Consider the following 18,212-nt stretch of genomic DNA (forward strand, 5'->3'; position numbering starts at 1 on the left):
CACCGCGTTACCTCTGGGAGGACCCTGACATGGCCACGCTGCGACTGGGCGACGACGCCCCCGACTTCACCGCCCAGACGACCGAGGGCGAGCTGAGCTTCCACGACTGGAAGGGCGACGGCTGGGCCGTCCTGTTCAGCCACCCGGCCGACTTCACGCCGGTGTGCACGACCGAGCTCGGCCGCGTGGCCCAGCTCAAGGACGAGTGGGCCCGCCGCAACACCAAGGTGCTCGCCGTCTCCGTCGACGCGCTGGAGGACCACGAGGCGTGGAAGGGCGACATCGAGGACGTCGCCGGGACGCCGGTCGACTACCCCATCGTCGCGGACGCCGACCGCAAGGTCGCCGAGCTGTACGACATGATCCACCCCGGCGCGGGCGACACCTCCCCCGTCCGCTCGGTCTTCCTCATCGACCCGGCCGGCAAGGTGCGCCTCTCGCTGACCTATCCCAAGAGCGCCGGTCGCAACTTCGACGAGATCCTGCGCGCCCTCGACGCCCTCCAGGTCAACGACGCCGGCCCGTTCTCCACGCCGGTCGACTGGCGCCAGGGCGAGCGGGTCATCGTGGCTCCCACCGTGACGACCGAGGACGCCCGGGCGCGGTTCGAGGACGTCGAGGAGGTCAAGCCCTACCTGCGCTACGCCGCGGCGCCCACCGCCTGAGGCGGTTCGCCCGGCGGAGCGGCCCGGCGCGGCATACGTTGTCCGGCATGAGCCAGAACGACGTCACCACGTTGACCGTCCCCGTCACGGGTGGGGACCTGCCGGCCGACCTCCACCTGCCAGCGAGCGGGCAGGGACCCGGCATCGTGCTGCTGCAGGAGATCTTCGGCGTCACCGAGTACATCAGCGGGCGCGCCCGCGACCTCGCCTCGCAGGGGTACGTCGTGCTCGTGCCCCACATCTACTGGCGGCTCGGCGACCAGGTCGTCTCCGAGGCGCAGGACGGCCTGCCCGAGGCCATGGGGCTGCTGCAGCGGCTGGACTGGGACGCGGCCGTCGATGACGCGTCGGCGGCGGTCGCCGCCCTGCGCGAGCGGGACGAGGTGCAGGGCCCGGTCGGGGTGCTCGGCTTCTGCTTCGGCGGCGGGCTCGCGTTCGCGGTCGCGGCCGCCACCGCGGACGACGGGGACGGTGCACGGCCCGACGCCCTGGTCAGCTACTACGGCTCGGCGCTGCCCGACCTGCTCGGCCAGGCGTCCAAGGTGACGCTCCCGAGCCTGCACCACTTCGGCCTGGCCGACGACTACATCCCGCAGGAGACGGTCCGCGAGATCGAGGACGCCGTCACCGGAGGTGGGCGGGACACGACGTTCCTGACGTATGCCGGTGCGGGTCACGCTTTCGACAACCCCTCGCCGCTGTTCCACCACGAGGAGGCGTCCACGCAGGCGTGGGTCGCCACGGAGCAGTGGCTGGCCGAGCACCTGCCCGTCTGAGGCCCGACCGTCGCAGGCCTCGAGCCGTCCGGGCGCCTGTGACGGGTCCCGGACGGCTCGTGACGTCAGGCGTCAGGCGTCGTCCGCCGGCCGCTGGGTCTGCGGGTTGGTGGACTCGTCGCGCACGGTGCCCTCACCCGTCAGGGTGTCGTGCCGCCCCGGCGTGCGGTCGTCCTCGGACGGCGCGTCGTGGGTCGGGTCCTCGGTGCTGAGCAGCGCCTCGAGCAGCGCGCCGCCGATCCGCCGGAAGGTCCGGCGCGGACGCTCGCGGTCGAGCACGGCCACCTCGAGCTGGGCCGCCGTGAGGTTCCGGTCGGCGCCGCCGGCCGGGTCCTTGCCGAGCTCGCCGACGGCCAGGGTGAGCGCCTCGCCCAGGCTCATCCCCGGGCGCCAGCGGTCCTTCAGGCCGGTCTCGATCGAGTCGGCCGCCCCACCCATCGCGACGAACCCGTGCTCGTCGGCGACGGAGCCGTCGTACGTCAGCCGGTAGATCTGGTCGTCGGCGTCGCTCTCGCCGACCTCGGCCACGACGATCTCGACCTCGTAGGGCTTGGACTCCTGGGTGAAGACCGTGCCCAGGGTCTGCGCGTAGGCGTTGGCCAGGCCGCGGGCGGTGACGTCGGTGCGGTCGTAGGAGTAGCCCCGCAGGTCGGCGTACCGCACGCCGGCCACCCGCAGGTTCTCGAACTCGTTGTACTTGCCGACCGCCGCGAACGCGATCCGGTCGTAGATCTCAGAGACCTTGTGCAGCGCCCGGGACGGGTTCTCAGCGACGAACGCGATCCCCTTGTCGTAGCCGAGGACGACGACCGACCGGCCACGGGCGATGCCCTTGCGCGCGTAGTCAGCCCGGTCCTTCATCAGCTGCTCGGGCGAGACGTAGAACGGCATGCTGCTCATCGCGCACCTCCCGGGTTGCCCTGGCGTCCGGCGATCACGGACTCGACCACCCCGCGCAGCGCCTCGTCGGCGGCGAACCGCACGCCCTCGAGGTCGACGACGGCCACGGTCGGCCAGATCCGCCGGCCCACGTCGGGGCCACCGGTCGCCGAGTCGTCGTCGGCGGCGTCGTAGAGCGCCTCGACGACCACCCGCACGGCGTCGTCGGCGGACAGGCCCGGGCGCCACAGCTTCTTCAGCGACCCGCGGGCGAACAGCGAGCCCGAGCCCACGCTGTGGTGGTCGTGCTCCTCGTAGCAGCCGCCGGTCACGTCGTAGGAGAAGATCCGGCCGAGGTTCCGGTCGAGGTCGTACCCGGCGAACATCGGGACCACCGCGAGGCCCTGCATGGCCATGCCGAGGTTGGCGCGGATCATCGAGGCGAGCCGGTTGGCCTTGCCCTCGAGCGAGAGCAGCGTGCCCTCGATCTTCTCGTAGTGCTCCAGCTCGACCTGGAAGAGCTTGACCAGCTCGATGGCCAGGCCCGCGGTGCCGGCGATGCCGACCGCGGAGTACTCGTCGGCCGCGAAGACCTTCTCCATGTCGCGGTTGGCGATGAGGTTGCCCATGGTGGCGCGGCGGTCGCCCGCCATCACGACGCCGCCGTCGAAGGTGGCGGTGACGATCGTCGTGCCGTGCGGCGCCTCGAGCGAGCTGCCCGGGGGCAGCGCCCGGCGCGACGGGAGCAGGTGGGGGGCGTGCGCCCCGACGAACTCGGTGAACGAGGACGAGCCCGTGGACAGGTATGCCGCGGGCAGGCGCCCCGCGCCGGCGTCCGTGGTCACTGGCCGCCCTTCTGGACGAACCCGCGGACGAACTCCTCGGCGTTGGACTCGAGCACGCCGTCGATCTCGTCGAGGACGCTGTCGATGTCGGAGTCGAGGTTCTCCTTGCGGGCGCTCGCCTCGGGCGAGGCCGGGGTGGGCTCCGGCGCCTCGTCCGGCGCGTCGTCCCGGCGCTGTGGTCGGCTCTGCTCCTGGCTCGGCATCTGGCGTGACCTCCCGCTCGTGCTGCTGCTCCGTCGACGCTGCTGCGCCGCGTGCCTCCAACCTAGTGCGACCCTAACCCGATGCCGAGGCCAACTCGCGCAGGAGGGTGGCGGCGTCCGGACTGCGGTCGAGCAGCGCGCCGACACCGGCCTTGGTGCCGCGCAGCGGCTCGAGCATCGGCACCCGCTGCAGCGAGCTCTGGCCGGGGATGTCGAAGATGACCGAGTCCCACGACGCGGCGGCGATCTGGTCGGAGTACTTCTCCAGGCACTTGCCGCGGAAGTAGGCGCGGGTGTCGGTCGGCGGCTCGTGCACCGCGTCCAGCACCTCGTCGTCCTTGACCAGCTCCTCGAACCGGCCGGCGGCCCGCAGCTTGTGGAAGATGCCCTTGTCGGGCCGCACGTCGGACCACTGGATGTCGACGGCGCGCAGCCGGGAGTCGGACCACTCGAGGCCGTCGCGGTCGATGTACCCCTGCAGCACCTGAAGCTTGCCGACCCAGTCGACCTCGCGGGCGGCCTCACGCGGGTCGCGCTCGAGCTTGTCCAGCACGAGCGCCCACCAGCGCATGACCTCCGCGGTGTCCTCGTCGAGCTCCCCGGCATACCGGCGCTCGAGGTAGCGCTCCGCGAGCCCGTGGTAGCGCCACAGGAGCTGCACCGCGGTCAGCTTCGTGCCGTCGCGCAGCTCGATGAGCTCGCGGCACGTGGGGTCGTGGCTGACGCGCTGGAGCGTCGAGACCGGCCGTGCGACGGTGAGGTCGACGTCGATCGCGCGGTCCTCGATCATCGCCAGCACCAGCGAGGTGGTGCCGAGCTTGAGCAGGTTCGCGACGTCGCAGTGGTTGGCGTCGCCGATGATCACGTGCAGCCGCCGGTAGAGATCGGCCACGGCGTGCGGCTCGTCGCGGGTGTTGATGATCGGCCGCTTGAGCGTCGTCTCCAGCCCGACCTCGACCTCGAAGAAGTCGCTGCGCTGGCTGAGCTGGAACCCGGGGTTGCGCGAGTCGACGCCGATACCGACCCGGCCGGAGCCGGTGAAGACCTGGCGGGCGACGAAGAACGGCACCAGGTGGCGGACGATGTCGGTGAAGGGCGTCTCGCGCCGCATGAGGTAGTTCTCGTGCGTGCCGTAGGACTGGCCCTTGCCGTCGGTGTTGTTCTTGTAGAGGTTGACGCCGGGCGGGACGGCCGACAGCCGGCGCACGGCCTCGGCCATGATGAGCTCGCCGGCGCGGTCGAAGGCCACCGCCGCCCGCGGAGAGGTGACCTCGGGCGAGGAGTACTCGGGGTGGGCGTGGTCGACGTAGAGGCGGGCGCCGTTGGTGAGGACGACGTTCGCCAGCGTGGGGTCCTCCTCGTCGGTGAGCTGGCTGGCGTCGGCCAGCGCACGCGCCATGTCGAAGCCGCGCGCGTCCCGCAGTGGCGCCTCGTCGGCGTAGTCCCAGGAGGCGTGGGCTGCGCGGATGCCCTGCATCGACGCGTAGGCGTTGACCACCTGGCCGGACAGGATCATGGGGTTGGCGGCCGGGTCGCCCGGCACGGAGATGCCGTACTCGGTCTCGATCCCCATCACACGGCGCACGGTCACGGTCCCACCCTAGGTGAGAGACTTCCGCTCCATGCGCCACTCCCCTGCTGCGATGCCCGTGCGGCTCGCAGCGCTGACGGCCCTGCTCGACCTCGTCCTCGAGAGGCCGGTCGAGCGGCTGACCCCCGACGAGATCGCAGCGCGGCGCGGCCGGACCTACCCCGCGCGGCCACCCTTCACGTGGGTGACCGGTCCGGTCGAGCGGTCCGTCGGCATCACGTACGGCACCGCACCGGCGCGCGACGGGTACGACGTCCCGCTGCGCATCTACCGTCCCCGCGCGGTGCGGGACACCGACACCGACGTCCCGGTGGTCGTCTTCCTCCACGGCGGCGGGTTCGTCGAGGGCAACGTGGTCGCCTACGACCCGCTGTGCACCCACCTCGCCGCGCGGGTGCGGGCCGTCGTCGTCAGCGTCGACTACCGCCTCGCCCCGGAGCACCGGGCACCCACCGCGGCCCTCGACGCGTACGACGCCACCTCGTGGGTCTCCCTCCAGGGCTCGGTCCTGCGCGCCGACACCTCGCGGATGGCGGTGGTCGGGGACAGCGCCGGCGGGGCGCTGGCAGCGGTGACCGCGCAGCTGATGCGCGACCTCGGCGGCTCGCCCCTGCGCCACCAGGCCCTCATCTACCCCTCGACCGACATGACCCTCGGCTCGCCGTCGATCTCCGAGCACGCGCACGCCCCGATGCTCACCCTCGAGAGCATCCTGGCGTTCCGCGCGCACTACGCGCCCCGCGAGGCCGACTGGCGCGAGCCGCTGGTGTCGCCGCTCTTCGGGCGGCTCGACGGGCTTCCGCCGGCCCTGGTGCAGACGGCAGACCTCGACCCGATCCGGGACGACGGCGTGCGGTATGCCGCGGCGCTGCGGGCTGCGGGGGTCCCTGTCCGGCACACCAACTACGAGCGGGTGCCGCACGGCTTCGCCTCGATGCCCGGTGCGACCCCGGCCGGGCGCCGCCACCGGGCCGAGCTCGTCGCCGAGCTGCGCGCCCACCTGTACCCGGCGACCGTCCCGGATCAGGGCGACCCGGGCTAGGCTCGACCCGATCCGCCACGGACCGAGCCCCCCACGGACCCACCGGGAGACGCATTGCGCGACATCGTGATCTTCAGCGGAAGCGCCCACCGCGCCCTGGCCCACCGCATCTGCGGGGCGCTCGGCGTCGACCTCTCCCCGGTGGAGATCAAGCGGTTCAGCAACGACTGCCTCCAGGCGCAGCTGCTGGCCAACTGCCGCCAGCGCGACGTCTACATCGTCCAGCCGCTGGTGCCGCCGACGCAGGAGCACCTCATGGAGCTGCTGCTCATGGTCGACGCGGCGCGGGGCGCGTCCGCGGCGCAGATCACCGCGGTGATCCCGCACTACGCGTACGCCCGCTCGGACAAGAAGGACGCGTCGCGCATCTCCCTCGGCGGCCGCCTGGTGGCCGACATGCTCGTCGCGGCAGGCGTCCACCGGGTGCTCACCATGACGCTGCACGCGCCCCAGGTCCACGGGTTCTTCTCGGTGCCGGTCGACCACCTCACGGCGATCGGCGTGCTGGCCGACCACTTCCGAGGGACCGACCTCACCGACTCCGTCGTCGTCTCCCCCGACCTCGGCAACGCCAAGACCGCCACCCAGTTCGCCCGGCTCCTCGGGCTGCCGGTCGCGGCCGGGAGCAAGCAGCGACTGGCGGACGACCGGGTCGTCATCGACTCGATCGTGGGCGACGTGGCCGGCCGCCGGGCGATCGTCCTCGACGACGAGATCGCGACCGGCGGCTCGATCGTGGAGCTGCTCGAGCGGCTCAAGGACCTCGGGTGCACTCGGGCGGACGTCGCCTGCACGCACGGGCTGTTCGCCGGGCACGCGGTCGAGCGGCTGCGGGAGCACCCGATGGTGGGCGAGGTCGTCACCACCGACACCGTGCCCGCCCCCACGGGGTGGCCGGAGCTGCGCGTGCGGACCGTCGCCCAGCTGTTCGCCGAGGCCATCAGCCGGATCCACGCGGGTGAGTCCGTCAGCAGCCTGTTCGACGGCGTCGACCCCACGCACGCGCCCCCGCAGGCCACCCTCTTCGACCGGGTGCACTGATGGCCGGCGCGTTCCCGGCTGCGCGCCGGCTCGTCGAGGGGTGGTCCGCCTGAAGGCCAGGGCCGCCGCGTTCCTCGTCGACTCCGCCTTCGTGCTGCTGTTCGCCACCGTCGGCCGGGCCAGCCACCGCGAGGGTCTCACCGTGTCGGGCGTGCTCGAGGTCGCGTGGCCGTTCCTCGTCGCGCTCGCCGTGGGCTGGGTCGCGGCCACGCGGCTGCGTGGCTGGCCGGTCGGCGTCCCCGGCGCGGAGGTGGTCTGGCTGGTCACGGTCGTGCTGGGCCTCGGGCTGAGGGTGCTGTCCGGTGGCGGCTTCGCCTGGTCGTTCGGGGTCGTCACCCTGCTCGTGCTCGGCCTGTTCCTCGTGGGCTGGCGGTGCGCCGTGGCGGTCCTGCGGTTCGGCGGCGAGGGCCTCGCCCGGTGGTCGGCCAGGGCGACGGACCGCCGCTGAGGGCGCGGTCCAGCGGGCCGCAACGCCCAGAGGTGGCGCGACACGGGCGGGTTTGAGTTTGGTAAGGCTTACCTAATAACGTGCCCTGCGTGAGCCTGCACCCCACCCCGTCACACGAGGCGACGCGCCCCCGGGCCGTGACCCGGTTCGCCGCCTCGCTCGCCGAGCACGGCGACCGCTGCGCCGTGTGGACGCCCGAGGGCCCGGTGACGTATGCCGACCTGGCGGCGCGCGTCGAGGACGCCGGCTGCGCGCTCGGGACCGGACGACGCCTGGTACTGCTGGCAGCGGAGAACTCGCTCGACTTCCTCGTCACCTACCTCGGTGCCCTGGCAGCAGGCCACGTCCCGCTGGTCGTGCCGGGCGACCGTCCCCAGCACCACGCGTCCCTCGTCGACCGGTACTCCCCCGACGTCGTGGCCTCGCGCGACGGTGCCAGCTGGCGGGTGTCCCCCCTGACCGCCGAGCCGGGCCACGAGCTGCACCCCGACCTCGCGCTGCTCCTGCCGACCTCCGGCTCCACGGGGTCGCCCAAGCTCGTCCGGCTGTCCCACGAGAACCTCGACAGCAACGCCCTGGCCATCGCCGAGGCCCTGCGCATCCGCGCCGATGACCGGGCGGCCACCACCCTGCCGCTGCACTACTGCTACGGCCTGTCCGTGGCCCACAGCCACCTCGCGGTCGGGGCCTCGCTCGTCCTCACCGACCTCTCCGTCGTCGCGCCGTGCTTCTGGCGGCTCGTCGACGACGCCGGTGTCACCACCATCGCCGGGGTCCCCCACACGTTCGAGCTGCTCGACCGCAGCGGGTTCGCCGAGCGCGAGCACCCCAGCCTGCGGGTGGTGACCCAGGCCGGCGGCCGGCTCGCGCCCGAGGCCGTGCGCCGGTATGCCGCGCTGGGCCGTTCGCGCGGCTGGGACCTGTTCGTCATGTACGGCCAGACCGAGGCGACCGCGCGGATGGCGGTCCTGCCGCCGGAGCTGCTGGACTCCCACGCCGGCACGGTCGGGCGCCCGGTCCCGGGTGGGCGGTTCCGGCTCGACCCGCTGTCCGAGCTCGAGTGCGGCCTCGGCGAGCTCGTCTACTCGGGCCCCAACGTCATGCTCGGGTATGCCGAGCACCCCGGCGACCTCGCGCGCGGCCGGGACGTCACCGAGCTGCGCACGGGCGACCTCGGGCACCTGCGTCCCGACGGGACGGTGGAGGTGGTCGGACGCCGCAGCCGCTTCGCCAAGGTCGTCGGCCTGCGGATCGACCTCGACCGGGCCGAGCGCGACCTGGCCGACGCCGGGGTCCGCGCCCACTGCGTCGACCTCGGCGACGCCCTGGGCGTCCTGACCGCCGAGCCGGGCTCCGGTGAGACGGTGACGGCCACGCTCACCGGCCGGCACGGCATACCCGCCAGCGGCGTCGTCGTGCTCGACGGGACGGACGTGCTCGTGCTGCCCACGGGCAAGCCCGACTACCCGGGCATGGCCGCGCTCGTCGAGGCGCACCGCTCCCGCGCCGCGCTCGAGGAGGCGGCCGAGACCAGGGCCCCGGACGGGCCCTCGCCACGAGCCGTGGCGGAGCTCTACCGCGACCTGCTCGACGCCCCCGCAGCCGACGAGCGGGCGAGCTTCGTCGACCTCGGCGGCGACTCGCTGTCGTACGTGGAGGTGTCCCTGCGGCTCGAACGGCTGCTCGGCGCGTTGCCGGCCGGCTGGCACCTGCTCTCCCCCACCGAGCTGGTCACGGCAGCCCGGCGCTCGCGTCCCGGTGCGGGGGCGGCGGCCGCGGGTGACCGCGCGGTCCCGCGCTGGCGACGCGGTTGGCACGCTGTGGAGACGAGCGTCGTCGTGCGGGCCGCGGCGGTCCTGCTCATCCTGGCCAACCACACCCACCTGTCCTTCGTGCCCGGCGGGGCGCACACCCTGCTGGCGCTGGCGGGCTTCAACCTTGCGCGGTTCCAGCTGACCGCACGCCCGCGTGCCGAGCGCGCCAAGGGGATCGTGCGGAGCGCCCTGCGGATCTGGGCGCCGAGCGCGCTGTGGATCGCGGCGGTGGCCGTCACCCTCGGGACGTACGACTGGCGCAACGTGCTGCTCCTCAACCAGGTGCTCGGGGACTGGGCCCGCTGGTCGCCGCACTGGCACTACTGGTTCGTCGAGGCACTGGTCGCCCTGCTGCTGGGAGCGACGCTCCTGCTGTCGGTGCCCGCCCTCGACCGGTGGGAGCGGCGGTTCCCCTTCGCCTTCCCCATGGCGCTCGTCGGCGTCGGCCTGCTCACGCGCTACGACGTGGTGGTGCCGGACGCCGGGCCGTACCGCGGCGCGAACGCGTACGTGCTGATCTGGCTGTTCGCCACCGGCTGGGCTGCGGCGCGGGCCTGCACGGTGCCGCAGCGGCTGCTCGTGTCGGCGGTGCCGCTGCTCACGCTGCCCGGCTTCTGGCCGAGCATGCCGATGCGCGGCCCGACCGTCGCGCTCGGGGTGCTCGCGCTGGTCTGGCTGCCGGCCGTGCGGCTGCCCGGGTGGCTGGCGCGCTGCGGCTCGGCGGTCGCGGCTGCCTCGCTGTTCGTCTACCTGACCCACTTCGTGGTCTACCCGCACCTCATGGCGTACAGCTCGGTGCTGGCCATGGCCGCCTCGATCGCCGTCGGCATCGCCTACCACCGCGGCTGGACCTGGCTGGAGGCTCGCGCTCGCGGCCTGCTGCCCCGGGTCCGGACGCGCGTCGCCCGGGCCCGCGGCGTGCGGACCCGGGCGGGCGTCAGCGGCTAGAGGTACTGGCCGGTGTTGGCGACGTTGTCGATCGAGCGAGACGTTGCGCCTCCGTGCCGCTCCGCTACAGGTACTGGCCGGTGTTGGCGACGTTGTCGATGGACCGGCCCGGCTCCGTGCCGCTCTTGCCGGTGACGAGCGTGCGGATGTAGACGATCCGCTCGCCCTTCTTGCCGGAGATGCGGGCCCAGTCGTCGGGGTTGGTCGTGTTCGGGAGGTCCTCGTTCTCCTTGAACTCGTCCACGCAGCTGGCGAGCAGGTGGTCGACCCGGATGCCCTTGGCGCCGACGGTGAGGAAGTCCTTGATGGCCATCTTCTTCGCCCGGTCGACGATGTTCTGGATCATCGCGCCGCTGTTGAAGTCCTTGAAGTACAGGACCTCCTTGTCGCCGTTGGCGTAGGTCACCTCGAGGAACCGGTTGTCCTCGATCTCGGAGTACATCCGCTCGACCGTTGCGGTGATCATGGCGTCGACCGTTGCCTGCGGTGACCCGCCGTGCTCGGCCAGGTCGTGCTCGTGCAGCGGCAGGTCCGCGGTCAGGTACTTCGTGAAGATGTCGCGGGCGCTCTCGGCGTCCGGGCGCTCGATCTTGATCTTCACGTCGAGGCGGCCGGGTCGCAGGATCGCCGGGTCGATCATGTCCTCGCGGTTCGAGGCGCCGATGACGATGACGTTCTCGAGCCGCTCGACGCCGTCGATCTCCGACAGCAGCTGCGGGACGATCGTCGTCTCCACGTCGGAGGAGACGCCCGAGCCGCGCGTGCGGAACAGGCTGTCCATCTCGTCGAAGAACACGACGACCGGCGTGCCACCGGACGCCTTCTCCCGGGCCCGCTGGAAGATCAGCCGGATGTGCCGCTCGGTCTCGCCCACGTACTTGTTGAGCAGCTCGGGGCCCTTGATGTTGAGGAAGAAGGACTTGCCGACCGGCTTGCCCTCCCGCTCGGCGACCTTCTTCGCCAGGCTCGCGGCCACCGCCTTGGCGATCAGCGTCTTGCCGCAGCCGGGCGGCCCGTAGAGCAGGACGCCCTTCGGCGGCTTGAGCTGGTGCTCGGTGAACAGGTCCGGGTGCAGGTACGGGAGCTCGACGGCGTCGCGGATGGCCTCGATCTGCCCGGCCAGGCCCCCGATGTCCTCGTAGTCGATGTCGGGCACCTCCTCGAGCACCAGCTCGGCCACCTCGGCCTTGGGGATGCGCTCGTAGACGAACCCGGAGCGGGACTCCAGCATGAGGGCGTCACCGACGCGGATCGGCTCCCCCTCGAGGGAGTCGGCGATCCGGCAGACGCGCTCCTCGTCGGCGTGGGCGACGACCAGCACGCGCCCGTCGCCGAGCATCTCCTTGATCATCACGACCTCGCCGGTGCGCTCGTACCCGCACGTGGCGACGACGTTCATGGCCTCGTTGAGCCGCACCTCGCGCCCGGCGGACAGCTCTGCGGGGTCGACGGCCGGGCTCACGGCCACGTGCATCTTGCGGCCGCCGGTGAGGATGTCCACCGTGGCGTCGTCGTAGGACTCCAGGACGACGCCGTAGGCCGCGGGCGGCTGCGCGAGCCGGTCCACCTCGGACTTCAGGGTCACGATCTGCTCGCGCGCCTCCTTGAGCGTGCGGACGAGCCGCTCGTTCTGGGAGGAGATGGTCGCGAGGTTCGACTGCAGCTGCAGGACCTTGGTCTCGAGCTCGCGGGATCGAGCCGGCGCGTCGGCGAGTCGCTGGCGCAGGGCGGCGACCTCCTCGGCGAGGAGCTCGGCCTGGCGGCGCTCGTCGGACGGGTCGTGGCGGTGCTGGTCGGTCATGTCGGCTCCCTCGGTGGCGATCGACGTACCCACCGGCCGCAATAGTGCGACCGATGACCCAACCTAACGCGCTACTCCTCGGTCGTCGTGGAGGTTTGCGTCACAGAACGGCGAAGGCGCCGGATCTTCTTGTCTGATGGGACGCGTTCGCCCAGCTGTTCGGCCGAGAACTCCGCCTCCTGGCCGAATGCCGTGGTGTCACCGGGCGTGGCGCCGGCGTCGCCGTCCTCGCCGTAGGCGCCCTTCGCGGGCCGCCGCTTGCGCAGCGGCGGGGTGACCCCCGGGGCGAGCCGGCGGGTCGTGATGAGGAAGCCGGTGTGGCCGTGCATGCGGTGCTGCGGGCGCACGGCGAGACCCTCGAGGTGCCAGCCCCGGACGAGGGACTCCCACGCCTCCGGCTCGGTGTAGCCGCCGTGGTCCCGGATCGCCTCGGCGACCCGGGACAGCTGGGTGGCGGTCGCGACGTAGCAGATGAGCACGCCACCGGGCAGCAGCGCCTGCGACACGACGTCGAGGCACTCCCACGGTGCGAGCATGTCGAGGACGACGCGGTCCACGGTCCCCGGCTCGACGGTGCGGGGCAGCTCCTCCACGAGGTCGCCCACGGTGACCGTCCACGCGGGGTGGTCCACCCCGAAGAACGCCCGGGCGTTGCCCTTCGCGATGTCCGCGAAGTCCTCGCGACGCTCGAAGGAGTGCAGCGTGCCGTGCTCGCCGACGGCGCGCAGCAGCGACATCGACAGAGCTCCGGACCCCACTCCGGCCTCGACGACGTGGGCACCGGGGAAGACGTCGGCCATCGTCACGATCTGGCCGGCGTCCTTGGGGTAGACGACCGCGGCCCCGCGCGGCATCGACATCACGTAGTCGGAGAGCAGCGGGCGCAGGGCGAGGTACTCGACACCCGCGGTGTTGCGCACGACCGAGCCGTCGGGAGCGCCGATGAGGTCGTCGTGGGCCAGCCGCCCCCGGTGCGTGTGGAACTCGCGGCCGGGCTCGAGGGTGATCGTGTGCAGCCGGCCCTTCGGGTCGGTCAGCTGGACCCGCTCCCCCACGCCGAACGGCCCGCGGCGCAGGTCGGCACCGACGGCCGCTGAGGTGGAGGTGGTGGTGTCCTGCGGCCCGGTGGTCATGGGCCGGGAGTCTAGTTGCGCTCCGCGGCCGCGTTGATCCGGTCGACGCTCGTGACGCCCCACGCCCGGCCGCCGCTGGTGAGGACGACCGTCCCGGACCCGGTCTGCTGCATCGCGGCGACGACCACCTCGACGCCGTCCTGGGGTCCGGCGTCGACGACGTTGGCGTCCGGCACCCGGAAGACGGCGGCGCTGACCGGCGCCTGACGGTCGAGGTCGTGGTGCAGGGCGAGGTCCATCGCGCCGAACACCAGGCAGGGCACGCCCCGCTCGTCCGTCGTGAGCACGATGTCGGGGTGGTCGAGGGCCATGCCGACGGTGCTGTCGGGGGCGACGACGACGGCACGCTCGGCGACGTCCTGCACCCGGAGCCGGCCGAGCTTGCCCAGGGCGGTGCCGCGGCGGACCGACTCGCTCGCGCCGGCCCACAGCACCGAGGCGATCACCAGCACCCAGATCGAGCCGAACCCGATGCCCTGACCCAGCGCGACCGGCCGGACGAAGAACCACAGGACGACGAGGACGGTCACGACGCGGCCGCACCAGCCCGCGACGACGGCGCCCTTGTTGCGGTCCCCCGTCGCCTTCCAGACCAGGCACTCCACGACCTGGCCACCGTCCAGCGGCATGCCCGGGAGGAGGTTGAGCACGGCGAGGCTGCCGTTGATGATGACCATGCCCTCGACGAGGCGGTGGGTGAGGTCGCCGGTCACGACCGGCGCCACGGCATACGCCAGGAGTGCCAGGGCGGCGTTGGCCAGCGGGCCGGCCGCCGCCACGGCGGCCATCCGCCCCGGGGTCGAGCGCACGGCCTCCATGGAGGTGTGGCCGCCCCACACGTTCGCCACGATCCGCAGCACCGGCATGCCGAAGGCGCGGGCCGTCACGGCGTGGGCGGCCTCGTGGGCGAGGACGCAGACGAGAAGCAGCAGCGCCTGCAGGACCCCGACCCCGATGCCGAACAGCGGGCGGGTCGTCAGCACCGGGCCGGCCACGACGGCGATGATCACCACCGCGATGAGGAACCAGCTCGGCGCGAGGTAGACGGGGATCCCGGCGACGCGGGCGATCCGCACGCCGTGCCCGGACTCCTCGGCCTCACGGGCGGCGGGGGCGCTCATGCGGGAACCCTACGTGAACACCGCCGACGCCCCGGCCCGGGCATGGGCGATACTTGGCGGGTGCCTGGAACCGTGACACATCGCCCTGACGTGACCGACGAGCTGGGGGCTGCCCTGCGCGAGCGGATCCTCGTGATGGACGGCGCCATGGGCACCATGATCCAGCGGGAGGGGCTGGCCGAGGAGGACTACCGCGGCGAGCGGTTCGCCGACTGGGCCGACGACCTCAAGGGCAACAACGACCTCCTGTCGCTCACCCAGCCGGGCGTCATCCGCGGCATCCACGACGCCTACCTCGAGGCGGGCGCCGACCTGGTCGAGACGAACACCTTCAACGCCCAGCGCATCTCGCTGGCCGACTACGGCATGTCCGACCTCGCCTACGAGATGAACGTCGCGGCCGCCCGCCTGGCCCGCGAGGCGTGCGACGCCATGACCGCGCGCACGCCCGACCGCCCGCGGTGGGTGCTCGGCGCGCTCGGTCCCACGAACCGCACGGCCTCCATCTCCCCCGACGTCAACGACCCGGGCAAGCGCAACGTCAGCTACGACGAGCTGGTCGAGGCGTACCTCGAGCAGGCGCGCGGCCTCGTCGACGGCGGCGCGGACGTCCTCATCGTCGAGACGATCTTCGACACCCTCAACGCCAAGGCCGCGATCTACGCGCTCGAGACCCTCTTCGAGGAGCACGACCGCCGCTGGCCGGTCATCATCTCCGGCACCATCACCGACGCCTCCGGCCGCACCCTGTCGGGGCAGGTCACCGAGGCCTTCTGGCACAGCGTCCGCCACGCCCGGCCGCTGGCGGTGGGCCTCAACTGCGCGCTCGGTGCCGCCGAGATGCGCCCGTATGCCGCGGAGCTGGCGCGCGTGGCCGACACCTTCGTGTCGTGCTACCCGAACGCCGGGCTGCCCAACCACTTCGGCGAGTACGACGAGACGCCGGACGCCATGGCCGCGGTGGTCGGCGAGTTCGCGCAGGCCGGGCTGGTCAACCTGCTCGGCGGGTGCTGCGGCACCACCCCCGACCACATCAAGGCGATCGCCGAGGCAGCCGCGGGGGAGCAGCCGCGGGTGCCCGGGGAGGCCTCGCCGGCCCTGCGCCTCTCCGGCCTGGAGCCGCTGACCGTCACCGAGGAGTCGCTCTTCGTCAACGTCGGCGAGCGGACCAACATCACCGGCTCCGCGCGGTTCCGCAAGCTCATCCAGGCGGAGGACTACCCCACCGCGCTCAACGTCGCCCGGCAGCAGGTCGAGGCCGGCGCGCAGGTCATCGACGTCAACATGGACGAGGGGATGATCGACGGCGTCGCGGCGATGGACCGGTTCCTCAAGCTGGTCGCCTCCGAGCCGGACATCTCCCGTGTGCCGCTGATGATCGACTCCTCGAAGTGGGAGGTCATCGAGGCCGGCCTCAAGTGCGTGCAGGGCAAGCCGATCGTCAACTCCATCTCCATGAAGGAGGGCGTCGAGAAGTTCGTCGAGCAGGCCCGCCTGTGCCGCAAGTACGGCGCGGCCGTCGTGGTGATGGCGTTCGACGAGGAGGGCCAGGCTGACAGCCTCGAGCGGCGCAAGGTGATCTGCAAGAGGGCCTACGACATCCTCACCCAGGAGGTCGGCCTGCCCGCAGAGGACATCATCTTCGACCCCAACATCTTCGCGGTGGCCACGGGCATCGAGGAGCACGCGGCATACGGCACCGACTTCATCGAGGCCACGCGCTGGATCAAGGAGAACCTCCCCGGCGCACTCGTCTCCGGCGGCGTCTCCAACGTCTCGTTCTCGTTCCGCGGCAACAACCCGGTGCGTGAGGCGATCCACGCGGTCTTCCTCTTCCACGCCATCCGGGCCGGCATGGACATGGGCATCGTCAACGCCGGCGCCCTCGTCGTCTACGACGAGATCGACGCCGAGCTGCGCGAGCGGATCGAGGACGTCGTCCTCAACCGCCGCCCCGACTCGACCGAGCGGCTGCTCGAGATCGCCGACCGCTTCAACAGCAGCGGCGAGGCGGCCGAGGAGAAGACCGAGGAGTGGCGGTCGCTGCCCGTCGAGGAGCGGATCACGCACGCCCTCGTCAAGGGCATCGACGACCACGTCGAGGCCGACACCGAGGAGCTGCGCGCCCTCATCGAGGAGCGCGGCGGCCGCCCGATCGAGGTCATCGAGGGCCCGCTCATGGACGGCATGAACGTCGTCGGCGACCTGTTCGGCAGCGGCAAGATGTTCCTGCCGCAGGTGGTGAAGTCGGCGCGCGTCATGAAGAAGGCCGTCGCCTACCTCATCCCGTACATCGAGGCCGAGAAGACCGACGCCCCCAAGCGCGCCAAGGGCAAGGTCGTCATGGCCACGGTCAAGGGCGACGTCCACGACATCGGCAAGAACATCGTCGGCGTGGTGCTGCAGTGCAACAACTACGACGTCGTCGACCTCGGCGTCATGGTGCCCGCGCAGAAGATCCTCGACGCGGCCAAGGCCGAGAACGCCGACGTCATCGGCCTCTCCGGGCTCATCACGCCCAGCCTGGACGAGATGGTCAACTTCGCCGCCGAGATGGAGCGACAGGGCTTCGACCTTCCGTTGCTCATCGGCGGGGCGACCACCTCGCGCGCGCACACGGCCGTCAAGGTCGACCAGCGCTACCACGGTCCCGTCGTGTGGGTGAAGGACGCGTCGCGGTCCGTCCCCGTGGTGTCGCAGCTGCTGTCGGACGAGCAGCGCCCGAGGCTCATGGCCCAGGTCGAGGCCGACTACGACTCGCTGCGCGCCCGCCACGCCGCCAAGGCCACCGAGCGCCCGCTGGTCCCCATCGAGCAGGCACGGGCGCACGCCACGCCGATCGACTGGACGGCATACCACCCGCCCGTGCCGCACCTGGTGGCCGCGCAGGAGAAGGAGCTGCTCCGGCGCCAGTCCGGTACGCGCGGGAAGATCCCGACCCAGTTCGTGAAGACCTTCCACGAGTACCCGCTCGCCGAGCTGCGCGAGTACATCGACTGGGGGCCGTTCTTCCTCGCCTGGGAGATGAAGGGGCGCTTCCCCGACATCCTCAACAACCCCGCCACCGGCGAGGCGGCGACCCGGCTGTGGCAGGACGCGCAGGAGATGCTCGACCGGGTCGTCGAGGAGCGCTGGCTGCGCGCCGAGGGCGTCATCGGGCTGTTCCCCGCCAACGCCGTTGGCGACGACATCGAGGTGTACACCGACGAGAGCCGCGAGCACGTCGCGACGACGCTGCACACGCTGCGCCAGCAGGGGAGCCACCGCGAGGGCGTGCCCAACCGGGCCATGTCCGACTTCGTCGCGCCGCGGGAGTCGGGCCTGTCCGACCACGTCGGGGCCTTCGCGGTCACGGCCGGGCTCGGGTCGCAGGAACGGGTCATGCAGCTCAAGGCCGAGGGCGACGACTACAGCGCGATCATGCTCGAGGCCCTCGCCGACCGGCTGGCCGAGGCGTTCGCCGAGCGCATGCACGAGCGCGTCCGCCACGACTTCTGGGGCTACGCGCCCGACGAGCACCTGACGGGCGACGACCTCATCGCCGAGAAGTACACCGGGATCCGCCCTGCGCCCGGCTACCCCGCCTGCCCCGACCACACCGAGAAGGAGCTCCTCTGGGACCTGCTGGGGGTCCAGGAGAAGACCGGGATCGAGCTCACCGAGTCGATGGCCATGTGGCCGGGGGCCTCGGTGTCGGGCTGGTACTTCTCGCACCCGCAGTCGCAGTACTTCGTCGTGGGACGGCTCGGGCGGGACCAGGTCGAGGACTACGCGGAGCGCAAGGGCTGGAGCCTGGCCGAGGCCGAGCGCTGGCTGTCCCCCAACCTCGGCTACATCCCGGAGGACTGACGCGGTCGCGGTGTGCCTCGACGAGCCTGTCGGTGACGCCGCATAGCGTGTGACCC

General features: G+C 72.1%; 14 protein-coding genes. 7 read left to right on the plus strand and 7 right to left on the minus strand.

The window, feature by feature from the left end:
- Positions 1-29: 29 nt before the first annotated feature.
- Positions 30-665: a peroxiredoxin gene (locus tag J2X64_RS16875; protein WP_310156976.1), complete on the plus strand. Its 636-nt coding sequence runs from the start codon at positions 30-32 to the stop codon at positions 663-665.
- 47 nt (positions 666-712) lie between these two features.
- Positions 713-1,441, plus strand: a complete 729-nt coding sequence (locus tag J2X64_RS16880; protein ID WP_310156978.1) for a dienelactone hydrolase family protein — start codon at positions 713-715, stop codon at positions 1,439-1,441.
- 72 nt (positions 1,442-1,513) lie between these two features.
- Here the strand turns inward: J2X64_RS16880 and prcA are convergent, their stop codons facing one another.
- From prcA to dop, 4 genes are all read right to left on the minus strand, one after another.
- Positions 1,514-2,341: a proteasome subunit alpha gene (prcA, locus tag J2X64_RS16885; RefSeq protein WP_310156980.1), complete on the minus strand. Its 828-nt coding sequence runs from the start codon at positions 2,339-2,341 to the stop codon at positions 1,514-1,516.
- Positions 2,338-3,165, minus strand: a complete 828-nt coding sequence (gene prcB, locus J2X64_RS16890) for a proteasome subunit beta (protein WP_310156982.1) — start codon at positions 3,163-3,165, stop codon at positions 2,338-2,340. Before prcB ends, prcA begins: the two co-directional genes overlap by 4 nt.
- Positions 3,162-3,368 (minus strand): ubiquitin-like protein Pup, encoded by a 207-nt coding sequence (locus J2X64_RS16895; protein WP_091760181.1) that lies wholly within the window; start codon positions 3,366-3,368, stop codon positions 3,162-3,164. Before J2X64_RS16895 ends, prcB begins: the two co-directional genes overlap by 4 nt.
- Positions 3,369-3,441: 73 nt before the next feature.
- A complete protein-coding gene (gene dop / locus J2X64_RS16900) occupies positions 3,442-4,953 on the minus strand; it encodes a depupylase/deamidase Dop (protein WP_397444087.1) in 1,512 nt (503 codons plus the stop codon).
- Between the two features lie 37 nt (positions 4,954-4,990).
- On the opposite strand from dop, the gene J2X64_RS16905 reads away from it, so the two are divergent.
- From J2X64_RS16905 to J2X64_RS16920, 4 genes are all read left to right on the plus strand, one after another.
- Entirely contained in the window at positions 4,991-6,001 is a 1,011-nt protein-coding gene (locus J2X64_RS16905; RefSeq protein WP_310156987.1) for an alpha/beta hydrolase, read from the plus strand.
- A 54-nt stretch (positions 6,002-6,055) separates the two neighbouring features.
- Positions 6,056-7,042 (plus strand): ribose-phosphate pyrophosphokinase, encoded by a 987-nt coding sequence (locus tag J2X64_RS16910; protein ID WP_310156989.1) that lies wholly within the window; start codon positions 6,056-6,058, stop codon positions 7,040-7,042.
- A 40-nt stretch (positions 7,043-7,082) separates the two neighbouring features.
- Positions 7,083-7,490 carry a DUF3054 domain-containing protein gene (locus J2X64_RS16915; protein WP_310156991.1) on the plus strand — a complete coding sequence of 136 codons (408 nt, stop codon included), beginning with the start codon at positions 7,083-7,085 and terminating at the stop codon, positions 7,488-7,490.
- An 89-nt stretch (positions 7,491-7,579) separates the two neighbouring features.
- On the plus strand, positions 7,580-10,252 hold the full coding sequence (locus tag J2X64_RS16920) for an AMP-binding protein (protein WP_310156993.1): 2,673 nt from the start codon (positions 7,580-7,582) through the stop codon (positions 10,250-10,252).
- Positions 10,253-10,316: 64 nt separating this feature from the next.
- On the opposite strand, the gene arc is transcribed toward J2X64_RS16920, so the two are convergent.
- From arc to J2X64_RS16935, 3 genes are all read right to left on the minus strand, one after another.
- On the minus strand, positions 10,317-12,053 hold the full coding sequence (arc, locus tag J2X64_RS16925; RefSeq protein ID WP_310156995.1) for a proteasome ATPase: 1,737 nt from the start codon (positions 12,051-12,053) through the stop codon (positions 10,317-10,319).
- Between the two features lie 71 nt (positions 12,054-12,124).
- Entirely contained in the window at positions 12,125-13,186 is a 1,062-nt protein-coding gene (locus J2X64_RS16930) for a tRNA (adenine-N1)-methyltransferase (RefSeq protein WP_310156998.1), read from the minus strand.
- 11 nt (positions 13,187-13,197) lie between these two features.
- On the minus strand, positions 13,198-14,307 hold the full coding sequence (locus J2X64_RS16935) for a site-2 protease family protein (RefSeq protein ID WP_310157000.1): 1,110 nt from the start codon (positions 14,305-14,307) through the stop codon (positions 13,198-13,200).
- 135 nt (positions 14,308-14,442) lie between these two features.
- On the opposite strand from J2X64_RS16935, the gene metH reads away from it, so the two are divergent.
- Positions 14,443-18,156 (plus strand): methionine synthase, encoded by a 3,714-nt coding sequence (gene metH, locus J2X64_RS16940; protein ID WP_397444088.1) that lies wholly within the window; start codon positions 14,443-14,445, stop codon positions 18,154-18,156.
- Positions 18,157-18,212: the final 56 nt, after the last annotated feature.

Source organism: Phycicoccus sp. 3266 (assembly GCF_031456495.1).
Taxonomy (GTDB): domain Bacteria; phylum Actinomycetota; class Actinomycetes; order Actinomycetales; family Dermatophilaceae; genus Pedococcus.

Coding starts and splice junctions, on each gene's coding strand:
- prcA (WP_310156980.1), bottom strand. CDS start 2,341: ATGAGCAGCATGCCGTTCTACGTCTCGCCCGAGCAGCTGATGAAGGAC.
- J2X64_RS16880 (WP_310156978.1), top strand. CDS start 713: ATGAGCCAGAACGACGTCACCACGTTGACCGTCCCCGTCACGGGTGGG.
- J2X64_RS16905 (WP_310156987.1), top strand. CDS start 4,991: ATGCGCCACTCCCCTGCTGCGATGCCCGTGCGGCTCGCAGCGCTGACG.
- J2X64_RS16930 (WP_310156998.1), bottom strand. CDS start 13,186: ATGACCACCGGGCCGCAGGACACCACCACCTCCACCTCAGCGGCCGTC.
- J2X64_RS16875 (WP_310156976.1), top strand. CDS start 30: ATGGCCACGCTGCGACTGGGCGACGACGCCCCCGACTTCACCGCCCAG.
- arc (WP_310156995.1), bottom strand. CDS start 12,053: ATGACCGACCAGCACCGCCACGACCCGTCCGACGAGCGCCGCCAGGCC.
- J2X64_RS16895 (WP_091760181.1), bottom strand. CDS start 3,368: ATGCCGAGCCAGGAGCAGAGCCGACCACAGCGCCGGGACGACGCGCCG.
- metH (WP_397444088.1), top strand. CDS start 14,443: ATGGACGGCGCCATGGGCACCATGATCCAGCGGGAGGGGCTGGCCGAG.
- J2X64_RS16935 (WP_310157000.1), bottom strand. CDS start 14,307: ATGAGCGCCCCCGCCGCCCGTGAGGCCGAGGAGTCCGGGCACGGCGTG.